This window comes from Streptomyces recifensis, from assembly GCF_002154615.1.
In the GTDB taxonomy this organism is placed as follows: Bacteria; Actinomycetota; Actinomycetes; order Streptomycetales; family Streptomycetaceae; genus Streptomyces; species Streptomyces griseoluteus.
In genome coordinates this window covers 1-15,123 of record NZ_MUNH01000293.1, presented here as the reverse complement: position 1 = coordinate 15,123, position 15,123 = coordinate 1, and the positions used below count along the sequence as shown (strand labels likewise).

Below are 15,123 nucleotides of genomic sequence, written 5' to 3'. Positions count from 1 at the left end.
GGCCACCCCGGCCCGGCCCGGCGAACCGGCATCCCCGACCCCTTCGCCGGGCACCTCGGGCACCCCGGAGGTGACCCCGCGCGCGCCGGCACCCGACGCATCGGACGACGAAGCCGCGAGTACCGGCAAGGCCACGGACCGGCCCCCTTCCGCCGAGCCCTCGCGCCGCCCCGGCGCCCGCTGGTGGGCCGCCGCCACGGCCTGTCGCGACCTGCGGGAAGGCCGGGAGCCGGACGCCGGGAACCGGCNNACGACAACCAGGGCGACGACAACCAGGGCGACGACGACGGCCACACTCCCCGCCCGCGCCTCCGCCTCAACCTGCCGTCGACCCGCCAGGTCCCCTCTGACCTGCAACTTTGTCACTTCCAAAAATTTGTTTCGGAAAGGTGTGACGTTTCTGGACGCGACGGCGCAGTACTGAGTGAGCCGACTGGTCATCGGCCGTAGCACTGAGCCGGGGTTCCCCCCGTACCCCAAAGCTCGTGCATTGGCGCGGGCGGGACACGTTCCCCCGGTCCCGCCCGCGCCCCCACTTCACCGGCGGAACTTGGCTCACCGGTACACCACCACCCGGTCCCCGTTCCGCACCTGCGCGAAGAGCGACGCGATCGCCCCCTCGTCCCGCACGTTCACGCACCCGTGCGAACCTCCCGCGTACCCGTGCGCCGCGAAGTCGTAGGAGTAGTGGATCGCCTGGCCGCCGCTGAAGAACATGGCGTACGGCATGGGTGAGTCGTAGAGCGTCGACACATGGTGCCGGGACTTCCAGTAGATGCTGAACACACCCTCGCGGGTCGGGGTGTACTGCGAGCCGAAGCGGACCGAGACCGTGGTGAGCGTGCGGCCGTCGATCATCCAGCGCAGGGTCCGGCTGGTCTTGCTCACGCACAGCACCCGTCCGGTCAGACAGCGCGGGTCGGGCGCGGCGGCGGGCTGGCCACCCATCAGATACAGCTCCCACCGGCCCGGCCGGTGCGTCATCGCCAGCAGCCGCTGCCAGGTGACGTTGTCCACGCGCCCCGTACGGGGGAGCCCCCGCTTGCCCTGGAAGCCGCCGACCGCCTGCTCGGTGAGGTCGTCGTACTCACCCGTCGGCCCGTCGTTCAGCCACTGCACCTGCCGGAGCCGGGCCTGCAGCTCGCGTACGCCGGTCCCGCTGTCCCCGCGCGAGAACAGGGCCGCCGCCCGAGTCGTGGTGCGGGGCCGGGCGGACGGCGTGTCGAAGTGGACCGGGTACCGCGGCTTCCCGTCGGCCCCCTCGGGCGGCGGCTTGCACCCCCCGAGCGCCACGGCGAGGGCGGCGGCCGAGGCGAACAGGGCGACGGTTCTCCCCGGAATCCTCATGCCGAGGATGCTTCCCCCGCGCGCCCGCCGCCGAACAACGAGGCATCGTGGAAGGCGAAGGCGACCGACCCTCCCGGATCCCGGAGGCAGCCATGGCGCGAGAGTCGGAGTCGGGCACGCCGATCGAGCCGGTCTACGGCCCCGAGGCACTGACCGGCTGGGACCCCGCCACCGAGCTGGGCGAACCGGGCGCGTACCCCTACACCCGTGGCGTGTATCCGACCATGTACACCGGCCGTCCCTGGACCATGCGCCAGTACGCCGGTTTCGGCACCGCCGCCGAGTCGGGCGCCCGCTACCGCGACCTCATCGCCCACGGCGTCACCGGCCTCTCGGTCGCCTTCGACCTGCCGACCCAGATGGGGTACGACTCCGACGCGCCCCTCGCGCGCGGCGAGGTGGGCCGGGTCGGGGTGGCGGTGGACTCGATCGAGGACATGCGGGAGCTGTTCGACGGGATTGAGCTGGACCGGGTGTCCACCTCGATGACGATCAACGCCCCGGCGGCCGTACTGCTGCTCCTGTACGAGCTGGTGGCCGAGGAGCGGGGGACACCCGGCGACCGTCTGACCGGCACCGTGCAGAACGACATCCTCAAGGAGTACATCGCGCGCGGCACCTACATCTTCCCGCCCCGCCCCTCCCTCCGGCTGACCGCCGACCTCTTCGCGTACTGCGCCGCCGCCCTGCCGAGGTGGAACACCATCTCCATCTCCGGCTACCACATGGCCGAGGCCGGAGCCTCGCCCGCGCAGGAGATCGCGTTCACCCTGGCGGACGCGGTCGCCTACGTCCGCGCGGCGCTCGCGGCCGGCATGGACGTGGACGACTTCGCGCCCCGCCTGTCCTTCTTCTTCGTGGCGCGTACGACCCTGCTGGAGGAGGTCGCCAAGTTCCGTGCCGCGCGCCGGATGTGGGCCCGGATCACGCGGGAGGAGTTCGGGGCGCGGGACCCGAGGTCGTGGATGCTGCGCTTCCACACCCAGACGGCCGGGGTCCAGCTCACCGCCCAGCAGCCGGAGGCCAACCTCGTCCGGGTCGCCGTGCAGGCGCTCGCGGCGGTCCTCGGCGGCACCCAGTCCCTGCACACCAACGCCTTCGACGAGGCCATCGCGCTGCCGACCGACAAGAGCGCCCGCCTCGCCCTGCGCACCCAGCAGATCCTCGCCCACGAGACCGACCTGACCGCGACCGTCGACCCCTTCGCCGGGTCGTACGCGGTGGAGCGGCTCACCGACGACGTGGAGCGGGCCGCGCTGGGGCTGCTGCGCCGGGTCGAGGAGCTGGGCGGCGCGGAGGCGGCCATCGAACTCGGTTACCAGAAGGGTGAGATCGAGCGGAACGCGTACCGGATCGCCCGCGAGACGGAGGCGGGGGAGCGGGTGGTGGTCGGGGTGAACCGCTTCCGCCTCGACGAGGAGGAGCCCTACGCCCCGCTTCGCGTGGACCCCGCCCTGGAGACCCGCCAGCGCGAACGCCTCGCCCGCCTGCGGGCCCGCCGCGACGCGCACACCGCCGACGCGGCCCTCCTCGCCCTCCGCGCGGCCGCCGAGGGCAGCGCCAACGTCCTCCCACCCATGAAACGCGCCCTCCGTGCCGAGGCCACCGTGGGCGAGGTCTGCGACACGCTGCGGTCGGTGTGGGGGACGTATCAGCCGGTGGACGCGTTCTGACCGCCCGGTGCGGTCAGCGCCGGTGTGCCGTCCGCCTGCGCGGGCAGCGCCACCACGTCCCGCCCGGTGCCCACGCCCATGACGCCTTGGCGATAGAAACGAGCGTGCTCGCTGCACAGCCAGTAGGTCGGCCCCTCGGGCGTCGTGACCTTGTTCAGGCCGCCCCAGTGTTGGTCCGGGTCGAGCTGCTTGAGCAGCGCGAACATCTGCCGGTATTCGGCGTGTTCGGTCGCGACCACCGTGGAGCGGGACTGCCGGTCACTGAGCTGCCTGCGGGTCTCGGCCGGCAGCCCGTCCAGCAGGGCCTTCATGAGCTCCAGGTCGTCCTTCATCACCTTGCTCAGATCCTCGGAGGCCGCCCCCAGCGCGGCACCGAACACGGGCACGACGTACTTGAGCACCTTGAGCGTCTGGTGCACGTACGGCAGGACGACCTTGGTGAACTCCGAGTTGGCGGGCAGTTCGTATGGCTCCGTGTCGTCCAGCAAGTGCCACTCACCAGGCGCCTCGCAGCACAGGTGCAGTTGGAAGACGTCACCCGGCCGCAGCCGATGTCCGGCCTCCCGCCGCGAGACGCGCCGCACCCACACCACGCTCGGGCAGATGGCCTCCTCGCGGCTCTGTTCGCGTCGGAGCACGCCCAGGAAGCCTCGCTGTTGCTCGGCCACCATGGCCGAGACCTCCGCGCGGGCCTGTTCGATCCCGCCACGCACCTCGTCGTGCCGTCGCTGCCCAGCGATCTCCAACCGGTCGAGCCGTTCCATCACCTGGTTGGCCATCTGATCGGCGGCCGGCCGCTCGATGCCCTGGAGTAGATAGGCGACCTCGACCTCCTCCAGGTGTTCGGGACACTCGATGGTCTCCAACGGGGGACGGCGGTCCAGCCGCGCCCGCAACTGCTCGTGCCGGAACTCGTGGCGGCAGGCGGTGCCGTTCTCGTCGCGGTGGGGGCACGGCACGAGACGGGTGATGTCGAGGCCGGGGTAGCGCTGGAGGGTCTGCTCGAAGCCGTCCTTGAGCACGGCGAAGAAGTCGTGAGGGTACGAGCCCCGTACGCGCAGCTCGGCCGTCTTGGCGTGGCGGTCTACCGTCACCAGCGCCGCGTGCACGCCGTCCGGATGCTTCAGCAGGGCGCCGGAACGCCATCGCACGGGGGTGGAGAAACGGTGCTCTCGGGCGATGAACCAGGTGGGAATGCCGGGCGGAACCGTGTGCAGGCGGTACTTGAGGCGCAGCTCACGCTGCTCCAGCCGCTCCGGGGAGTTCCAGTCCTCCTGGTAGGAGGGCGGGTTCCACGGCAGCAGTTCCACCACGAGGCTCGCCTTCCGGTCCTCGGTCCGGTAGGAGAGATCGAAGTTCTCCATCATCCGGATGAGGTGCCGACGCATCGACCGCTCGACGTCCCGCCAGAGGGTGTTGCCGAAGCTGTGCCGGAACAGGCCGCCCTCGTTCAGCACGTCCTCGGAGTCCAGCACGCGGCTGATGTAGGCCGTCAGCCACTGGGGACGCAGGACCACGAGGTCGCACAGCTCTTCGTCGTCCGGGTAGTGGAGGAGGTCACCGAGGCTGTGCAGGGCGGCGGTCAGCGACGCCTGGTGAGAGGGCTCGTGCACACCGGCTTCCGCCAACAGGCCGCCCAGCGCCTCGGGGGTGATGTGCTTGTCCTCGGCCGCCCGTACTGCGTCCGCGGCGCGCAGCCAGGTGCGGGGCCAGGTCACGCCCATGAGGGGGAGCCGGGCCACCTGCTGCCGGATGACCTCGCGCACCTCCTCCACGCCCTCGCCGCTCGCACTGTCTGCGCTCAGGCTCTCCACGATCAGCCCCGGATACGTCTCCCGCAGCTCGTCCAGCGGCAGGTCCGGGGGGCGCGGGCCGAGGTGGGTGGCGACCAGCACGACGGGGGCGTGCGGCGCCCGGGCCTTGATCATGTCCAGCCAATAGTGCAGCTTGCTGCCTTCCCAGCCGATCTGCGCGTCCCACAGCAGCAGGAAGAGGGAGCGGTCGGTGAGGAAGAACTGGTGGGTGGCGTGGTAGATCTCCTGGCCCCCGAAGTCCCAGGTGCTCAGCCGCATGTCCACGCTCTCTCCGGCGGGCGGATGTGGGTGGGGCATGTCCAGGGAGCCGACGGTCAGTCCGTGCGTGCTGTCCTCGTTCGGGTTGTGATTCTCGCCGCGCAGGGCACGCAGCAGTGATGTCTTTCCGACGCGGCCCTCACCGACCACGACGACCTTGGAGGACCACTGGCGGACGGGGTCTTCCTGGGTCTCGGCGAGGAAAGTGACTACCGCGCGGGCACCGGCGGCGACTACTTCTGGTGGCGGGCTGGACAGTGGATTCCCGTCGAGCCTGAGGTCTATCAGGTGCTGGAGGGTGCCAATGCTCGTGGGCAGCTCGGTCAGCGAGTTATGAGACAGCACCAATTTTCTCAGTGACGTCAGACGGCCGATGTCCTCGGGCAGCGCGGTCAGCCCGTTGTCGTTCAGCCATACGTCAGTGAGCGCGGTGAGCTCGGGAAACCAGTCGGGCAGGGAACGCAGTGCGTTCATGCCGAGTGGCAGGTCCGTGAGCGCCGTGAGGTTTCGCAGTGTGTCCGGGAGGGTGGTCAGCCCGTTGTCGTAGAGCCTGAGCTGGGTCAGCCTGGTCAGGTTGCCGAGGTTGTCCGGGACCGAGACCAGCCGGTTGAAGTCCAGCCCCAATTCCCTAAGCCGCGTCAGTCTCCCGATGGATGCAGGGACGGTGTGAAGACGGTTACGGTCCAGGAGCAGCCTGGTGAGTCTGGTGAGACCGCCTATCCACTCTGGTAGCTCGCGTAGTTCGTTGTGGTCGAGCGAGAGAGCGGTGAGGTGAGTCAGGTCGGCCACCTCTTCCGGAACCGTCCGCAATCGAAGACGGGCGAGGTCGAGTAGGGGCGATCCTGACTCCCGGCATTCCCGAATACGCTCGAGGGCCCGTGCAGGCCCCTCCTCAACCGCACCCACGCGTCGCACCGCCCCGTTCGTCCCCTGTGCACCACACCTTTGGGCACACAATGTAGGCCTCGGACGGTAGCGGGTCCGGCGTTTGGACAGAGTCAAGCCGTGGCCGCCGCGCGTGCGACACTCGCATCCATGTTCGGCGTCATTGATCTGCCCGCCTACCTGGCCGGGCTGCTGCTCATCATTCTGCTTCCGGGGCCCAATTCCCTGTACGTGCTGTCCGTGGCCGCCCGGAAGGGGGTCAGGCCGGGGTACACCGCGGCTGCCGGGGTGTGGTGCGGGGACACCGTGCTGATGACGTTGTCCGCGGCCGGGGTGGCCTCGCTGCTGCAGGCCAACGCCGTGCTGTTCGGGATCGTGAAGTACGCCGGGGCCGGCTATCTGACCTGGCTGGCGATCGGGATGCTGCGGGCGGCCTGGCAGATGTGGCGCACCCGGCGGGAGCCGGTGGTGGCGGAGGCCACCGCCGAGGAGAGGGCGGAGGCCGAGCGGCCGTTCCGGCGGGCGCTGGTGGTCAGCCTGTTCAACCCGAAGGCGATCCTGTTCTTCGTGGCCTTCTTCGTGCAGTTCGTGGACCCGGCCTACGCCTACCCGGCGCTGTCCTTCGTCGTCCTCGGCGCCTTCGCGCAGGCGGCCAGCTTCCTCTACCTCACCGCCCTGATCTTCGGCGGCACCAAGCTGGCAGCCGCGTTCCGCCGCCGCAGGCGGCTGTCGGCGACGGCCACCTCCGCCGCCGGGGTGCTCTTCCTCGGCTTCGCGGTGAAGCTGTCGCTGGCGGCGGGCTAGGGTCTTTCATTTGGATCAGGCCGGATCAGGGAGCGGTGCCGGACCCCGCGAGCCCGGCAAGACGCAAACGAGAGGCCCTGGTTCAGGCCAGGCCGACCCGGGCGAGGTAGGTGCCGAGGCCCTCGGCCGAGTCGCCCGCCCAGCCGACGTGACCGTCGGGGCGGATCAGGAAGACACCGGGGCCGTACGCGGCCGGCAGGGAGCGTACGCCGGGGAGTTCGGCGCCCAGCAGGGTCCAGTGCGGGCCCCGGAAGGCGTCGAAGAGGCGGACGCCGTCCACCGTGCCGTCGGGGGCGCGGTCGCCCGCGCGTATCTCCGTCGGCTCCGGCCGGGTGTCCTCGCTGAGGGACGACTCCCGGTACCCCAGGCCGAGTTGGACCGTCGCCTTTCCCCGCTGGACCTCGCCCCGGTGCACCCCTGTGGAGAGGTCCAGCATGGCGGCCGCGTTGGCGCGGCGCTCCTCCTCGTAGGTGTCGAGCAGGGCGTCCGGGGCGCCGTCCCGCAGTACCGCGCCCAGCTTCCAGCCCAGGTTGTAGGCGTCCTGCACGCTGGTGTTCAACCCCTGCCCGCCCGCCGGGGAGTGGACGTGGGCCGCGTCACCGGCGAGGAAGACCCGGCCCGCCCGGAACCGGTCCGCGAGTGCCGCGCGCGGCCGGAACTCCGAGGCCCAGCGCACCTCGGTGAGGTCCTCGGGGTCGAGATGCGTACCGGTGCCGACCAGCGTGCGCAGGCCCTCCAGGGACAGGTCGGGCGTCTCGCCCTCGGGCAGCCGCGCGGCCAGCTGGAAGTCCTCCGTACCGGCCAGCGGGCACAGCATCAGACCGGTGCCGTCCTCGCCGGGGAAGGCGTGCCAGTGCTCCCGGTCCAGCCCGCGCACCCGGACGTCCGCGACCAGGAACGGGCTCGGGTCCACCGTCTGCCCGGTCATGCCGATCCCCGCCGCGCGCCGCACCGCCGAGCGGCCGCCGTCGGCCGCGACCACGTACCGGGCGCGGACCGGCCTGCCGTCCGCGAAGCGCGCGGTCACGCCTTCGGGGTCCTGGGCCAGGCCGGTCAGCTCGCGGTCGAAGGCGACCCGGCCGCCCAGTTCGGTCAGCCGGGCGTGCAGCACCTCCTGGGTGCGCCACTGGGCGACCATCAGCGGCTCGGTGTACGGGGCGCCCCCGGTCGCCTCCACCGGCCCGAACATCGGTCGTACGCCGGCCTGCCGGCCGTCCCGCCAGATCATCCGGGGCGGGTACGGGCCGCCGGCCGCGCGGATCGCGTCCAGCACGCCGAGGTCGTCGAAGACCTCCTGGGTACGCGGCTGGACGCCCTTGCCCCGCGAACCGGGGAACAGTGTGCCGGCCCGTTCCGCCACCAGCGCCTCCACCCCGCGCCGGGCGAGGTCCACCCCGAGGGTCAGCCCGGTCGGACCGGCCCCCACCACCAGCACATCCACATCGACCGGGGCATTCATGGCATAACTCCTTAACGCCGTTAAGTGCCGTCGCCCACGAGCGTGCCCTTAACGTTGTTAAGCTGTCAAGCGTGAGTACGGAACGCCGCGCCCCCCTGGACCGCCGCAAGGTCGCCGACACCGCGCTGCGGCTGCTGAACGAGACCGGCCTGGACGGGCTGACCCTGCGCGCCATCGCCCGCGAGCTGGACGTCAAGGCGCCCGCGCTGTACTGGCACTTCAAGGACAAGCAGGCGCTGCTCGACGAGATGGCGACCGAGATGTACCGCCGGATGACGGCCGGCGCGGTGCTCGACCCCGCCGACACCTGGCAGGAACGGCTGCTGGCGGCCTGCCGGGGCCTGCGCACCGCGCTCACCGGCTACCGCGACGGCGCCAAGGTCTTCAGCGGCTCCCGCTTCACCGGCACCGAGCACGCCCCCGCGATGGAGTCCCACCTGCGCGTCTTCACCGCCGCCGGGTTCACCCTGGCCCAGGCCGTGCGGGCGATGCGCACGGCGAACATGTACACCATCGGCTTCGTCACCGAGGAACAGGGCGTACGGCCGCTGCCCGGCGAGCGGCGCGAGGGGTACGACGTGGAGGAACGGGCGCGAAGGCTGGCCGAGTTCCCGCTGGCGGCCGAGGCGGGAAAGCTGCTCTTCGACGACTACGACGAGCAGTTCGAGGACGGCCTGAAGCTCATCGTGGCCGGGATCGAGGCCGCGTACGGCCTCCGCTGACGTCAGCTCTTGAGCGCCCGGCGCAGCCGGGGCCCGAACGGCTTCTCCACGAACCGGTGCAGCAGCCAGGCCAGCATCAGCATCCCCGCCACCGTCAGCCCCAGCGTCGGCCATGCCCCGAGCCCGAGCCCCCGGTGCAGCACCCGGACCGCGAACCAGCCCAGGTGCTCGTGCACGAGGTAGAACGGGTACGTCAGCGCGCCCGCCGTCACCAGCCACGGCCAGGACGCCCAGCGGGTCCAGCCCAGCGCCACGGCCGCCACCGACGCGAAGGCCAGTGTGACCACGGCGACGATCACCACCGGGTGCCGGGTGAAGTCGCCGTGCGCCCCCGGATGCCACAGCCCGCGCACGGCCGCGCTCTGCCCGAGCAGCCAGGACATCGCGACCAGCCCCCACAGCAGCGGGCTGCCGCCGAAGCGGTGGACCAGATACAGCGCGAGTCCGCCGATGAAGAACGGCGCGTACTCCGGCATGACGAGGGCGTCGGTGAGGGCGTTGCCCGCGGTGGTGGAGATCGCGGCGGCCAGCGTCCAGACGCAGGCGAACAGCACCACGCGCCGGTAGGTCGCCCCGCGCCAGACCACGAACAGGGCGAACAGCGCGTAGAACCGGACCTCCACCCAGAGCGTCCAGCAGACGCCGAGTATCCGGGAGGCGCCCATCGGCTGCTGGAGCATCGTCAGGTTGACCAGGAACTCGTCCGCCCGCACCGGGTGCACCACCACCGGCAGCACGAAGGCCGCCCCGGTGACCAGCACCAGCGCCACCCAGTAGGCGGGGTAGAGACGGGCCACGCGGGAGCGGAAGAAGTCACCGAGTGTGCGGCCCCAGCCGCTCATGCAGATCACGAAACCGCTGATCACGAAGAAGAACTGGACGCCCAGACAGCCGTAGGGGGTGATCTGGGAGAGCCGGGGGAAGACCTCGGACGGGCTCTGGTGCCAGGACTCCGATATCGTCCCGCCGCGCCCGGTGTAGTGGTACATGCACACCATCAGCGCGGCCACGAGCCGCAGCCCGTCCAGGGCGAGCAGCCGCCCCCTCGCCCCGGTGGCGACCGGCTGGGAGAGGCCGGCGGGCACGGCCGGCGGCGAGGTGGTGGTCATCTGCACAGTCCTTGGCATCGAATCGGTCGGTGGCGGGGCGGTTCAGCCGCGGGCGGTCCGGCGCAGGCCGCGGGCGCGGCGGGCCACCCGGCGGACGGTGGCGTTGCGCGGGATGAACGCGAGCTGCGCGGGCACCCCGCCGGGCAGTCCCAGCACGGTCAGCCTGCGGCGCTTGAAGTAGCGCAGGGTGCCCGGGTCCAGGTGCCGGGCGAGGAAGCCCTCGACGTCGGCGCGCAGTGCGGGCAGGATCTTCGGCTGCATGGCGAAGCCCACCGCGCGCACCAGCTCGCCCAGTTCGGCCACCTCCATGCCGCGCCGCCCCTCGGTGACGGCCGCCCGGTCACCCAGCTCGGGCAGCAGCGCGTCTACCACGGTGACCGGCACCCGGTTGCTGTTCTCGTACGGGGCGAGCCGCTCCAGGAGGGTGCCGGTGCCGACCCGCGCCACGGGGAGGCCGTACAGGGTGGCGGCGGTCAGCAGGGCGGTGGAGAAGCAGCCGACGACCAGCGCGGGGCGCATCCGCTGGTACAGCACCTCGGCCAGCACCGGGGTGTCCAGCACCGTCAGGTCGGCCCCGAGCCGCTCCGCCTCCTCCTCCAGGGTGCGGGCGTAGCGGGCCGGTGCGGTGGGGTGCGGCTTGAACACCACGCGGTCGTGCCCCAGTTGCACCGCGCCGCGCAGCATGCGGACGTGCAGCGCCTCCTCCTCGTCCGGGGTGAGGATGTCCAGCGCGGAGAGGTACTGGCCCAGCAGCAGCGCGGGTTCCTCGATCGAGGGCAACTCGTCGCCGGTGCCCGCGAGTTCCGCCAGCACCTTGGTGAAGGCGGCGGTCGGCACCATCTCGGCCCGCACCCCGAACTCGGTGAGCAGCAGGGGCTGGAGGCCCGGTACCAGGTCGAGGTGGAGCAGCCGGTCCACGCGGGTGCCGACCAGCGGGTCGATCTTGTTGCGGGTGGGGCCGTAGCTCATCAGGCCGTCGGCGTAGACCGTGACCGGGGCGCCGGTGAAGATCTGCGCGAGCGCCAGCGACGGGTTGACCTGGATCGACTCGACCGCCAACTCGACCGGTCCGTCCCCGAGTCGCCACTCGTGGCGGAAGTAGCGCTGCCACAGGGGCATGTCGTCCCCGCGGGGCAGCCAGCCGCCGGGGTGGAAGGGGTGGATGGTCTCGTTGTAGGACAGCACGTCGTCGAACCGGTCCCGCAGCCGCTCGAAGCCGGGCATCTCGTCCAGCGGGGGCGTGGTCTCCGGGGTCGCCGCGTTGTTGCAGACCAGCAGCAGGCGCCGGTCGGCGGGGGCGAAGCAGCCGGAGTCCAGGGCGGCGGCCAGCGTGGCCACGCCGTACAGCGTGGACGCCTGGAAGATCTGGGTGGTCACGCGGCGGCCCCGGCGGGGGAGGGGCGGCGGCGCAGGCGGCGCAGCCGGGTGGCGCGGGCGAGGTCCATCGAGTCCAGCGCCTCGTTCAGCACGTCCTGCGGCATGCGCCTGAGGGCGGCCGCGCTCAGGGATTTCAGTTTTCTCGCCACCGGGGGCTCGAACCTTTCGATGCTTCCCAGATGGTGGGAGATGATCGCGCAATAGGTGCGCACGGCCTTCGGCAGCAGTTCCTTCGCATTCCGGTCGGCGGCTGTCTCCGCTATGACCTGGTCGAAGGCGCGCAGGAAATCGAGCTGGCGGACATCACCGATCTGGGTCAGCGAGGAGGCGACCCCGCGCCGGTAGAAGACGCCGAGCAGCCCGACCACGGCGAACGACTCCGCCTCCCGGTGCAGCCGCCAGATCCACGGCCGGTCCTCCGCCGTGCGCAGTCCGTCCGTGAAGTGCAGCAGCCCCCGCTCCGCGAGCCGCCGGTGGTAGATCCCGGCCCAGGCGTACGCATAGTCCACCGAGGTCGACCGGTCCGCGGGCAGGATGGCCGCCCGCGGGTCCAGCACGACATCGCGCCGGCCGTGCGGCACCCGGTGCACCGACCGGGCCCGCGCGGTGCACTGGACATGGTCGGTGCGCAGGAAGTCGCACCCCAGGTCGTCCATGCGAGCGACCAGTTGGTCGTAATAGCCGGGGGCGAGCCAGTCGTCGCCGTCGAGGAACGTCAGGTACTCGCCGCGCGCCCGGTCCAGACCGGTGTTGCGGGCGGTCGCCAGCCCGCCGTTGCGCTCGTGCCGGACGACGACGGCGCCCGGCAGTTCGCGTTCGGCGCGCTCGAGGATGCCCGGCGTCCCGTCGCGGGAACAGTCGTCCACGAGAATGAACTCGTAATCGTCCCGCGCGTTCGCACGAAGACTCCTCAATGTGTCCGGCGCGTATTGCTGCACGTTGTAGAACGGCACGATGACCGAGAGCTTGACCACGCCGAGGACGTTAGGGCTGGGCCCGGCATTCGTGTCGACGCTCGCCTTGATACCGGGTGAACGACGCGTGGCGAAGCCGTGAACCGGGTTTTCCCCGAGGCCGATCCGGGCCCGAATCCCCATTCGTCGATGTGCTGTTAACCGTTTGTTGAGTTCGGGTTGGGCCGGGGCTACGAATCGCTTCCTAGCGTCTTCGGCGTGCCAGCAAGTGCAACGAAGTCCCCGCGGATCGCCGTCCTCGCCGATTCCGACACCCGGTGGAAGTGGGGCGCGCTCACCGCGCGCCGTATCGCTCCCGCCGCTGCCGGACGGCTCGACGGCTACCTCCTGCGGGGCCGGGCCACCCCGACACCCCGCCAGCTCGCGGAGACCGGCGCCACCGCCGACTCGCTCCGCGAGGTCACCGGCGCGGAGTTCCTGCGCGCCATGACCGGGGAGTCCTACGACATCCTGGTCCTCGCGCTGGTCGGCGGCGGGGTGCAGGCCATGCTGCACGGCCTGAAGCACGCCTGGGGCAGCGGTCCGCGCCCGGTCGTCGTCACCGGTTACGTCGGTGTCGTCTACGAGAAGCTCGCCGACGGCCTGCTGCTCCGGCACGGCGCCGACCTGGTCCTCGCCAACTCGGCCCAGGACGCCGACCGGTTCCGCGCGGTGTACGAGGGGGTCGGGGCGGACGCGGGAGCGGTCACCGAGGTGGCGCTGCCCTTCCTCGGCGGGGAGACGTACGCGGGTGAGAGGGCGCCCTCCGCGGAGCACGGGCTCACGCCCTGCACCGTGACGTTCGCCGCGCAGCCCTCCGTGCCGGAGAACCGCGCCGACCGGACCTACCTGCTGGACCGGCTCATCGCCCACGCCCGGCGGCACCCCGAGCGCGAGGTGCTGCTCAAGCTGCGCTCCAAGCCCGGTGAGCACACCACGCACATCGAGGAGCTGCCCTACCAGAAGCTGGTCCGGGGGCGGGAGCTGCCGGCCAACCTCCGCCTGGTGTACGGGCACATGGGCGAGGTGCTGGACCGGACCGACCTGCTGGTCACCGTCAGCTCCACCGCCGCGCTCGAGTCCCTGCACCGGCGCATCCCGACGGCCGTGCTGACCGACCTCGGGGTGCGGGAGGCGCTGGGCAACCACCACTTCCTGGGCTCCGGGTGCCTCACCTCCTGGGACCGGCTGGACGCCGGGTACCGCCCGGAGCCGGACCCCGAGTGGCTGGCCCGGCAGGGGGTCGCGGCCGGGGACGGTTCGTACGCGGGCGCCTTCGACGCGGCCCGCGCCCGGATCGCCGCCCTGCTGGAGCGGTCCGGCGCGCTGCCGCCGCTGGAGCCCTACTACACCCCCGAGACCGCGCCCGGCTATCTGCCCGGCATCCTCGCCCGCCACCACCTCGGCCCCGACGGCGCCCCGCTGCCCGGCGGCCCCGCCACCCGCGCGGAGGCCGGACCTGTCCGGCAGATCGTGCGCCGGGCCGCCCGGGGCGCGTACCGGCACGGCGTCCAGCGGGTCGCCCCGGTGATCCGGCGGATGGGCGAGCTGTGAGTACCGCACCTTCTTCCTCTCAAGGAGCTGACCCCATGACCCACTGGCCCGCCGATCCGGGCGACCCGCCGCGCCGGGTGCTCGCCGTGATCCCGGCGCGCGGCGGCTCCAAGGGGGTGCCGGCCAAGAACCTCGCCCCCGTGGGCGGCGTCCCGCTGGTGGCCCGCGCGGTGCGTGCCTGCCTGGCCGCTCCCGCCGTCACCGACGTCGTCGTCTCCACCGACGACGCGGCCGTGGCCGCCGCGGCCCGCGCGGCCGGCGCCGAGGTCGTCACCCGGCCCGCCGCCATCGCCGGCGACACCGCCACCTCCGAGGCCGCCGTCCTGCACGCCCTGGACGCCTTCGAGGAGCGCACCCGGGCGGCCGTCGACGTGGTGCTGCTCGTGCAGTGCACCAGCCCCTTCCTGCTCGCCGACGACATCGGCCGGGTCGCCGAGGCGGTCGTCCGCGACGGCGCCGACACCGCCGTCACCGTCGCCCCGTTCCACGGCTTCGTCTGGCGGGACGGCAACCCCGACGAGCCCGGCGGCTTCGGTGTCAACCACGACAAGGCCGTACGGCCCCGCCGCCAGGACCGCCCGCAGGACCTGCTGGAGACCGGCGCCGCCTACGCGATGGACGTCACCGGCTTCCGCGCCCACGGCCACCGCTTCTTCGGCCGCACCGAGCTGGTCCGCACCGACCCGGCCCGCGTGCTGGAGATCGACGACCCGCACGACCTGGCCCGCGCCCGCGCCCTGGCCCCGCTGCTCGACACCGTCCCGGCGGGCGCGCTGCCCACCCGCGACGACGTCGACGCCGTCGTCCTCGACTTCGACGGCACCCAGACCGACGACCGGGTGCTGATCGACACCGACGGGCGGGAGTTCGTCTCCGTGCACCGGGGCGACGGGCTCGGCATCGCCGCGCTGCGCCGCGCCGGGGTGCCGACGCTGATCCTGTCCACCGAGCAGAACCCCGTCGTCGCCGCCCGCGCCCGCAAGCTCCGGCTGCCGGTGCTGCACGGCATCGACCGCAAGGACCTCGCCCTCAAGCAGTGGTGCGAGGAGCAGGGCATCGCCCCCGAGCGGGTGCTCTACGCCGGCAACGACGTCAACGACCTGCCCTGCCTCGCCCTCGTCGGCTGGCCCGTGGCGGTCGCCGACGCCCACGACGCCGTACGCGGCGC

At 72.1% G+C, this 15,123-nt stretch carries 11 protein-coding genes and 1 pseudogene; 5 read left to right on the top strand and 7 right to left on the bottom strand.

Annotated features, from left to right (window positions below):
- Positions 1–555 precede the first annotated feature (555 nt).
- Positions 556–1,347 carry a L,D-transpeptidase family protein gene (locus CCN33_RS16915; RefSeq protein ID WP_086694427.1) on the bottom strand — a complete coding sequence of 264 codons (792 nt, stop codon included), beginning with the start codon at positions 1,345–1,347 and terminating at the stop codon, positions 556–558.
- A 92-nt stretch (positions 1,348–1,439) separates the two neighbouring features.
- Here CCN33_RS16915 and CCN33_RS16910 point away from each other — a divergent pair, with 92 nt between their 5' ends.
- Complete coding sequence (locus CCN33_RS16910) at positions 1,440–3,020, top strand: acyl-CoA mutase large subunit family protein (RefSeq protein WP_086694426.1); 1,581 nt, start codon at positions 1,440–1,442, stop codon at positions 3,018–3,020.
- Here the strand turns inward: CCN33_RS16910 and CCN33_RS16905 are convergent.
- Together CCN33_RS16905 and CCN33_RS33830 are read right to left on the bottom strand one after the other, a co-directional pair.
- Positions 2,999–5,716: a COR domain-containing protein gene (locus CCN33_RS16905; protein ID WP_086694425.1), complete on the bottom strand. Its 2,718-nt coding sequence runs from the start codon at positions 5,714–5,716 to the stop codon at positions 2,999–3,001. The genes CCN33_RS16910 and CCN33_RS16905 overlap by 22 nt on opposite strands.
- A 6-nt stretch (positions 5,717–5,722) precedes the next feature.
- A pseudogene (locus tag CCN33_RS33830) lies at positions 5,723–5,998 on the bottom strand (leucine-rich repeat domain-containing protein); the annotation flags it as partial.
- A gap of 129 nt (positions 5,999–6,127) precedes the next feature.
- Between CCN33_RS33830 and leuE the strand changes: the two are divergent.
- Positions 6,128–6,781: a leucine efflux protein LeuE gene (gene leuE, locus CCN33_RS16900; protein ID WP_086694429.1), complete on the top strand. Its 654-nt coding sequence runs from the start codon at positions 6,128–6,130 to the stop codon at positions 6,779–6,781.
- An 82-nt stretch (positions 6,782–6,863) separates the two neighbouring features.
- On the opposite strand, the gene CCN33_RS16895 is transcribed toward leuE, so the two are convergent.
- Positions 6,864–8,240, bottom strand: a complete 1,377-nt coding sequence (locus CCN33_RS16895) for an FAD-dependent monooxygenase (protein ID WP_086694424.1) — start codon at positions 8,238–8,240, stop codon at positions 6,864–6,866.
- A 71-nt stretch (positions 8,241–8,311) separates the two neighbouring features.
- Between CCN33_RS16895 and CCN33_RS16890 the strand changes: the two genes are divergently transcribed.
- Positions 8,312–8,962 carry a TetR/AcrR family transcriptional regulator C-terminal domain-containing protein gene (locus CCN33_RS16890; protein WP_086694423.1) on the top strand — a complete coding sequence of 217 codons (651 nt, stop codon included), beginning with the start codon at positions 8,312–8,314 and terminating at the stop codon, positions 8,960–8,962.
- Positions 8,963–8,964: 2 nt separating this feature from the next.
- Here CCN33_RS16890 and CCN33_RS16885 read toward each other — a convergent pair whose 3' ends face one another.
- The 3 genes from CCN33_RS16885 to CCN33_RS16875 are packed head-to-tail and all read right to left on the bottom strand — an operon-like array spanning position 8,965 to position 12,422.
- Complete coding sequence (locus CCN33_RS16885) at positions 8,965–10,071, bottom strand: acyltransferase family protein (protein WP_244173837.1); 1,107 nt, start codon at positions 10,069–10,071, stop codon at positions 8,965–8,967.
- 42 nt (positions 10,072–10,113) lie between these two features.
- Entirely contained in the window at positions 10,114–11,448 is a 1,335-nt protein-coding gene (locus CCN33_RS16880) for an alpha-2,8-polysialyltransferase family protein (protein WP_086694422.1), read from the bottom strand.
- On the bottom strand, positions 11,445–12,422 hold the full coding sequence (locus CCN33_RS16875) for a glycosyltransferase family 2 protein (RefSeq protein ID WP_086694421.1): 978 nt from the start codon (positions 12,420–12,422) through the stop codon (positions 11,445–11,447). The genes CCN33_RS16880 and CCN33_RS16875 overlap by 4 nt, the downstream gene beginning before the upstream one ends.
- Before the next feature lie 198 nt (positions 12,423–12,620).
- On the opposite strand from CCN33_RS16875, the gene CCN33_RS16870 reads away from it, so the two are divergent.
- Together CCN33_RS16870 and CCN33_RS16865 are read left to right on the top strand one after the other, a co-directional pair.
- Positions 12,621–13,955 (top strand): DUF6716 putative glycosyltransferase, encoded by a 1,335-nt coding sequence (locus tag CCN33_RS16870; protein ID WP_086694420.1) that lies wholly within the window; start codon positions 12,621–12,623, stop codon positions 13,953–13,955.
- A gap of 35 nt (positions 13,956–13,990) precedes the next feature.
- On the top strand, positions 13,991–15,123 hold a 1,133-nt coding region (locus CCN33_RS16865), incomplete at its 3' end, for an acylneuraminate cytidylyltransferase (protein ID WP_086694419.1).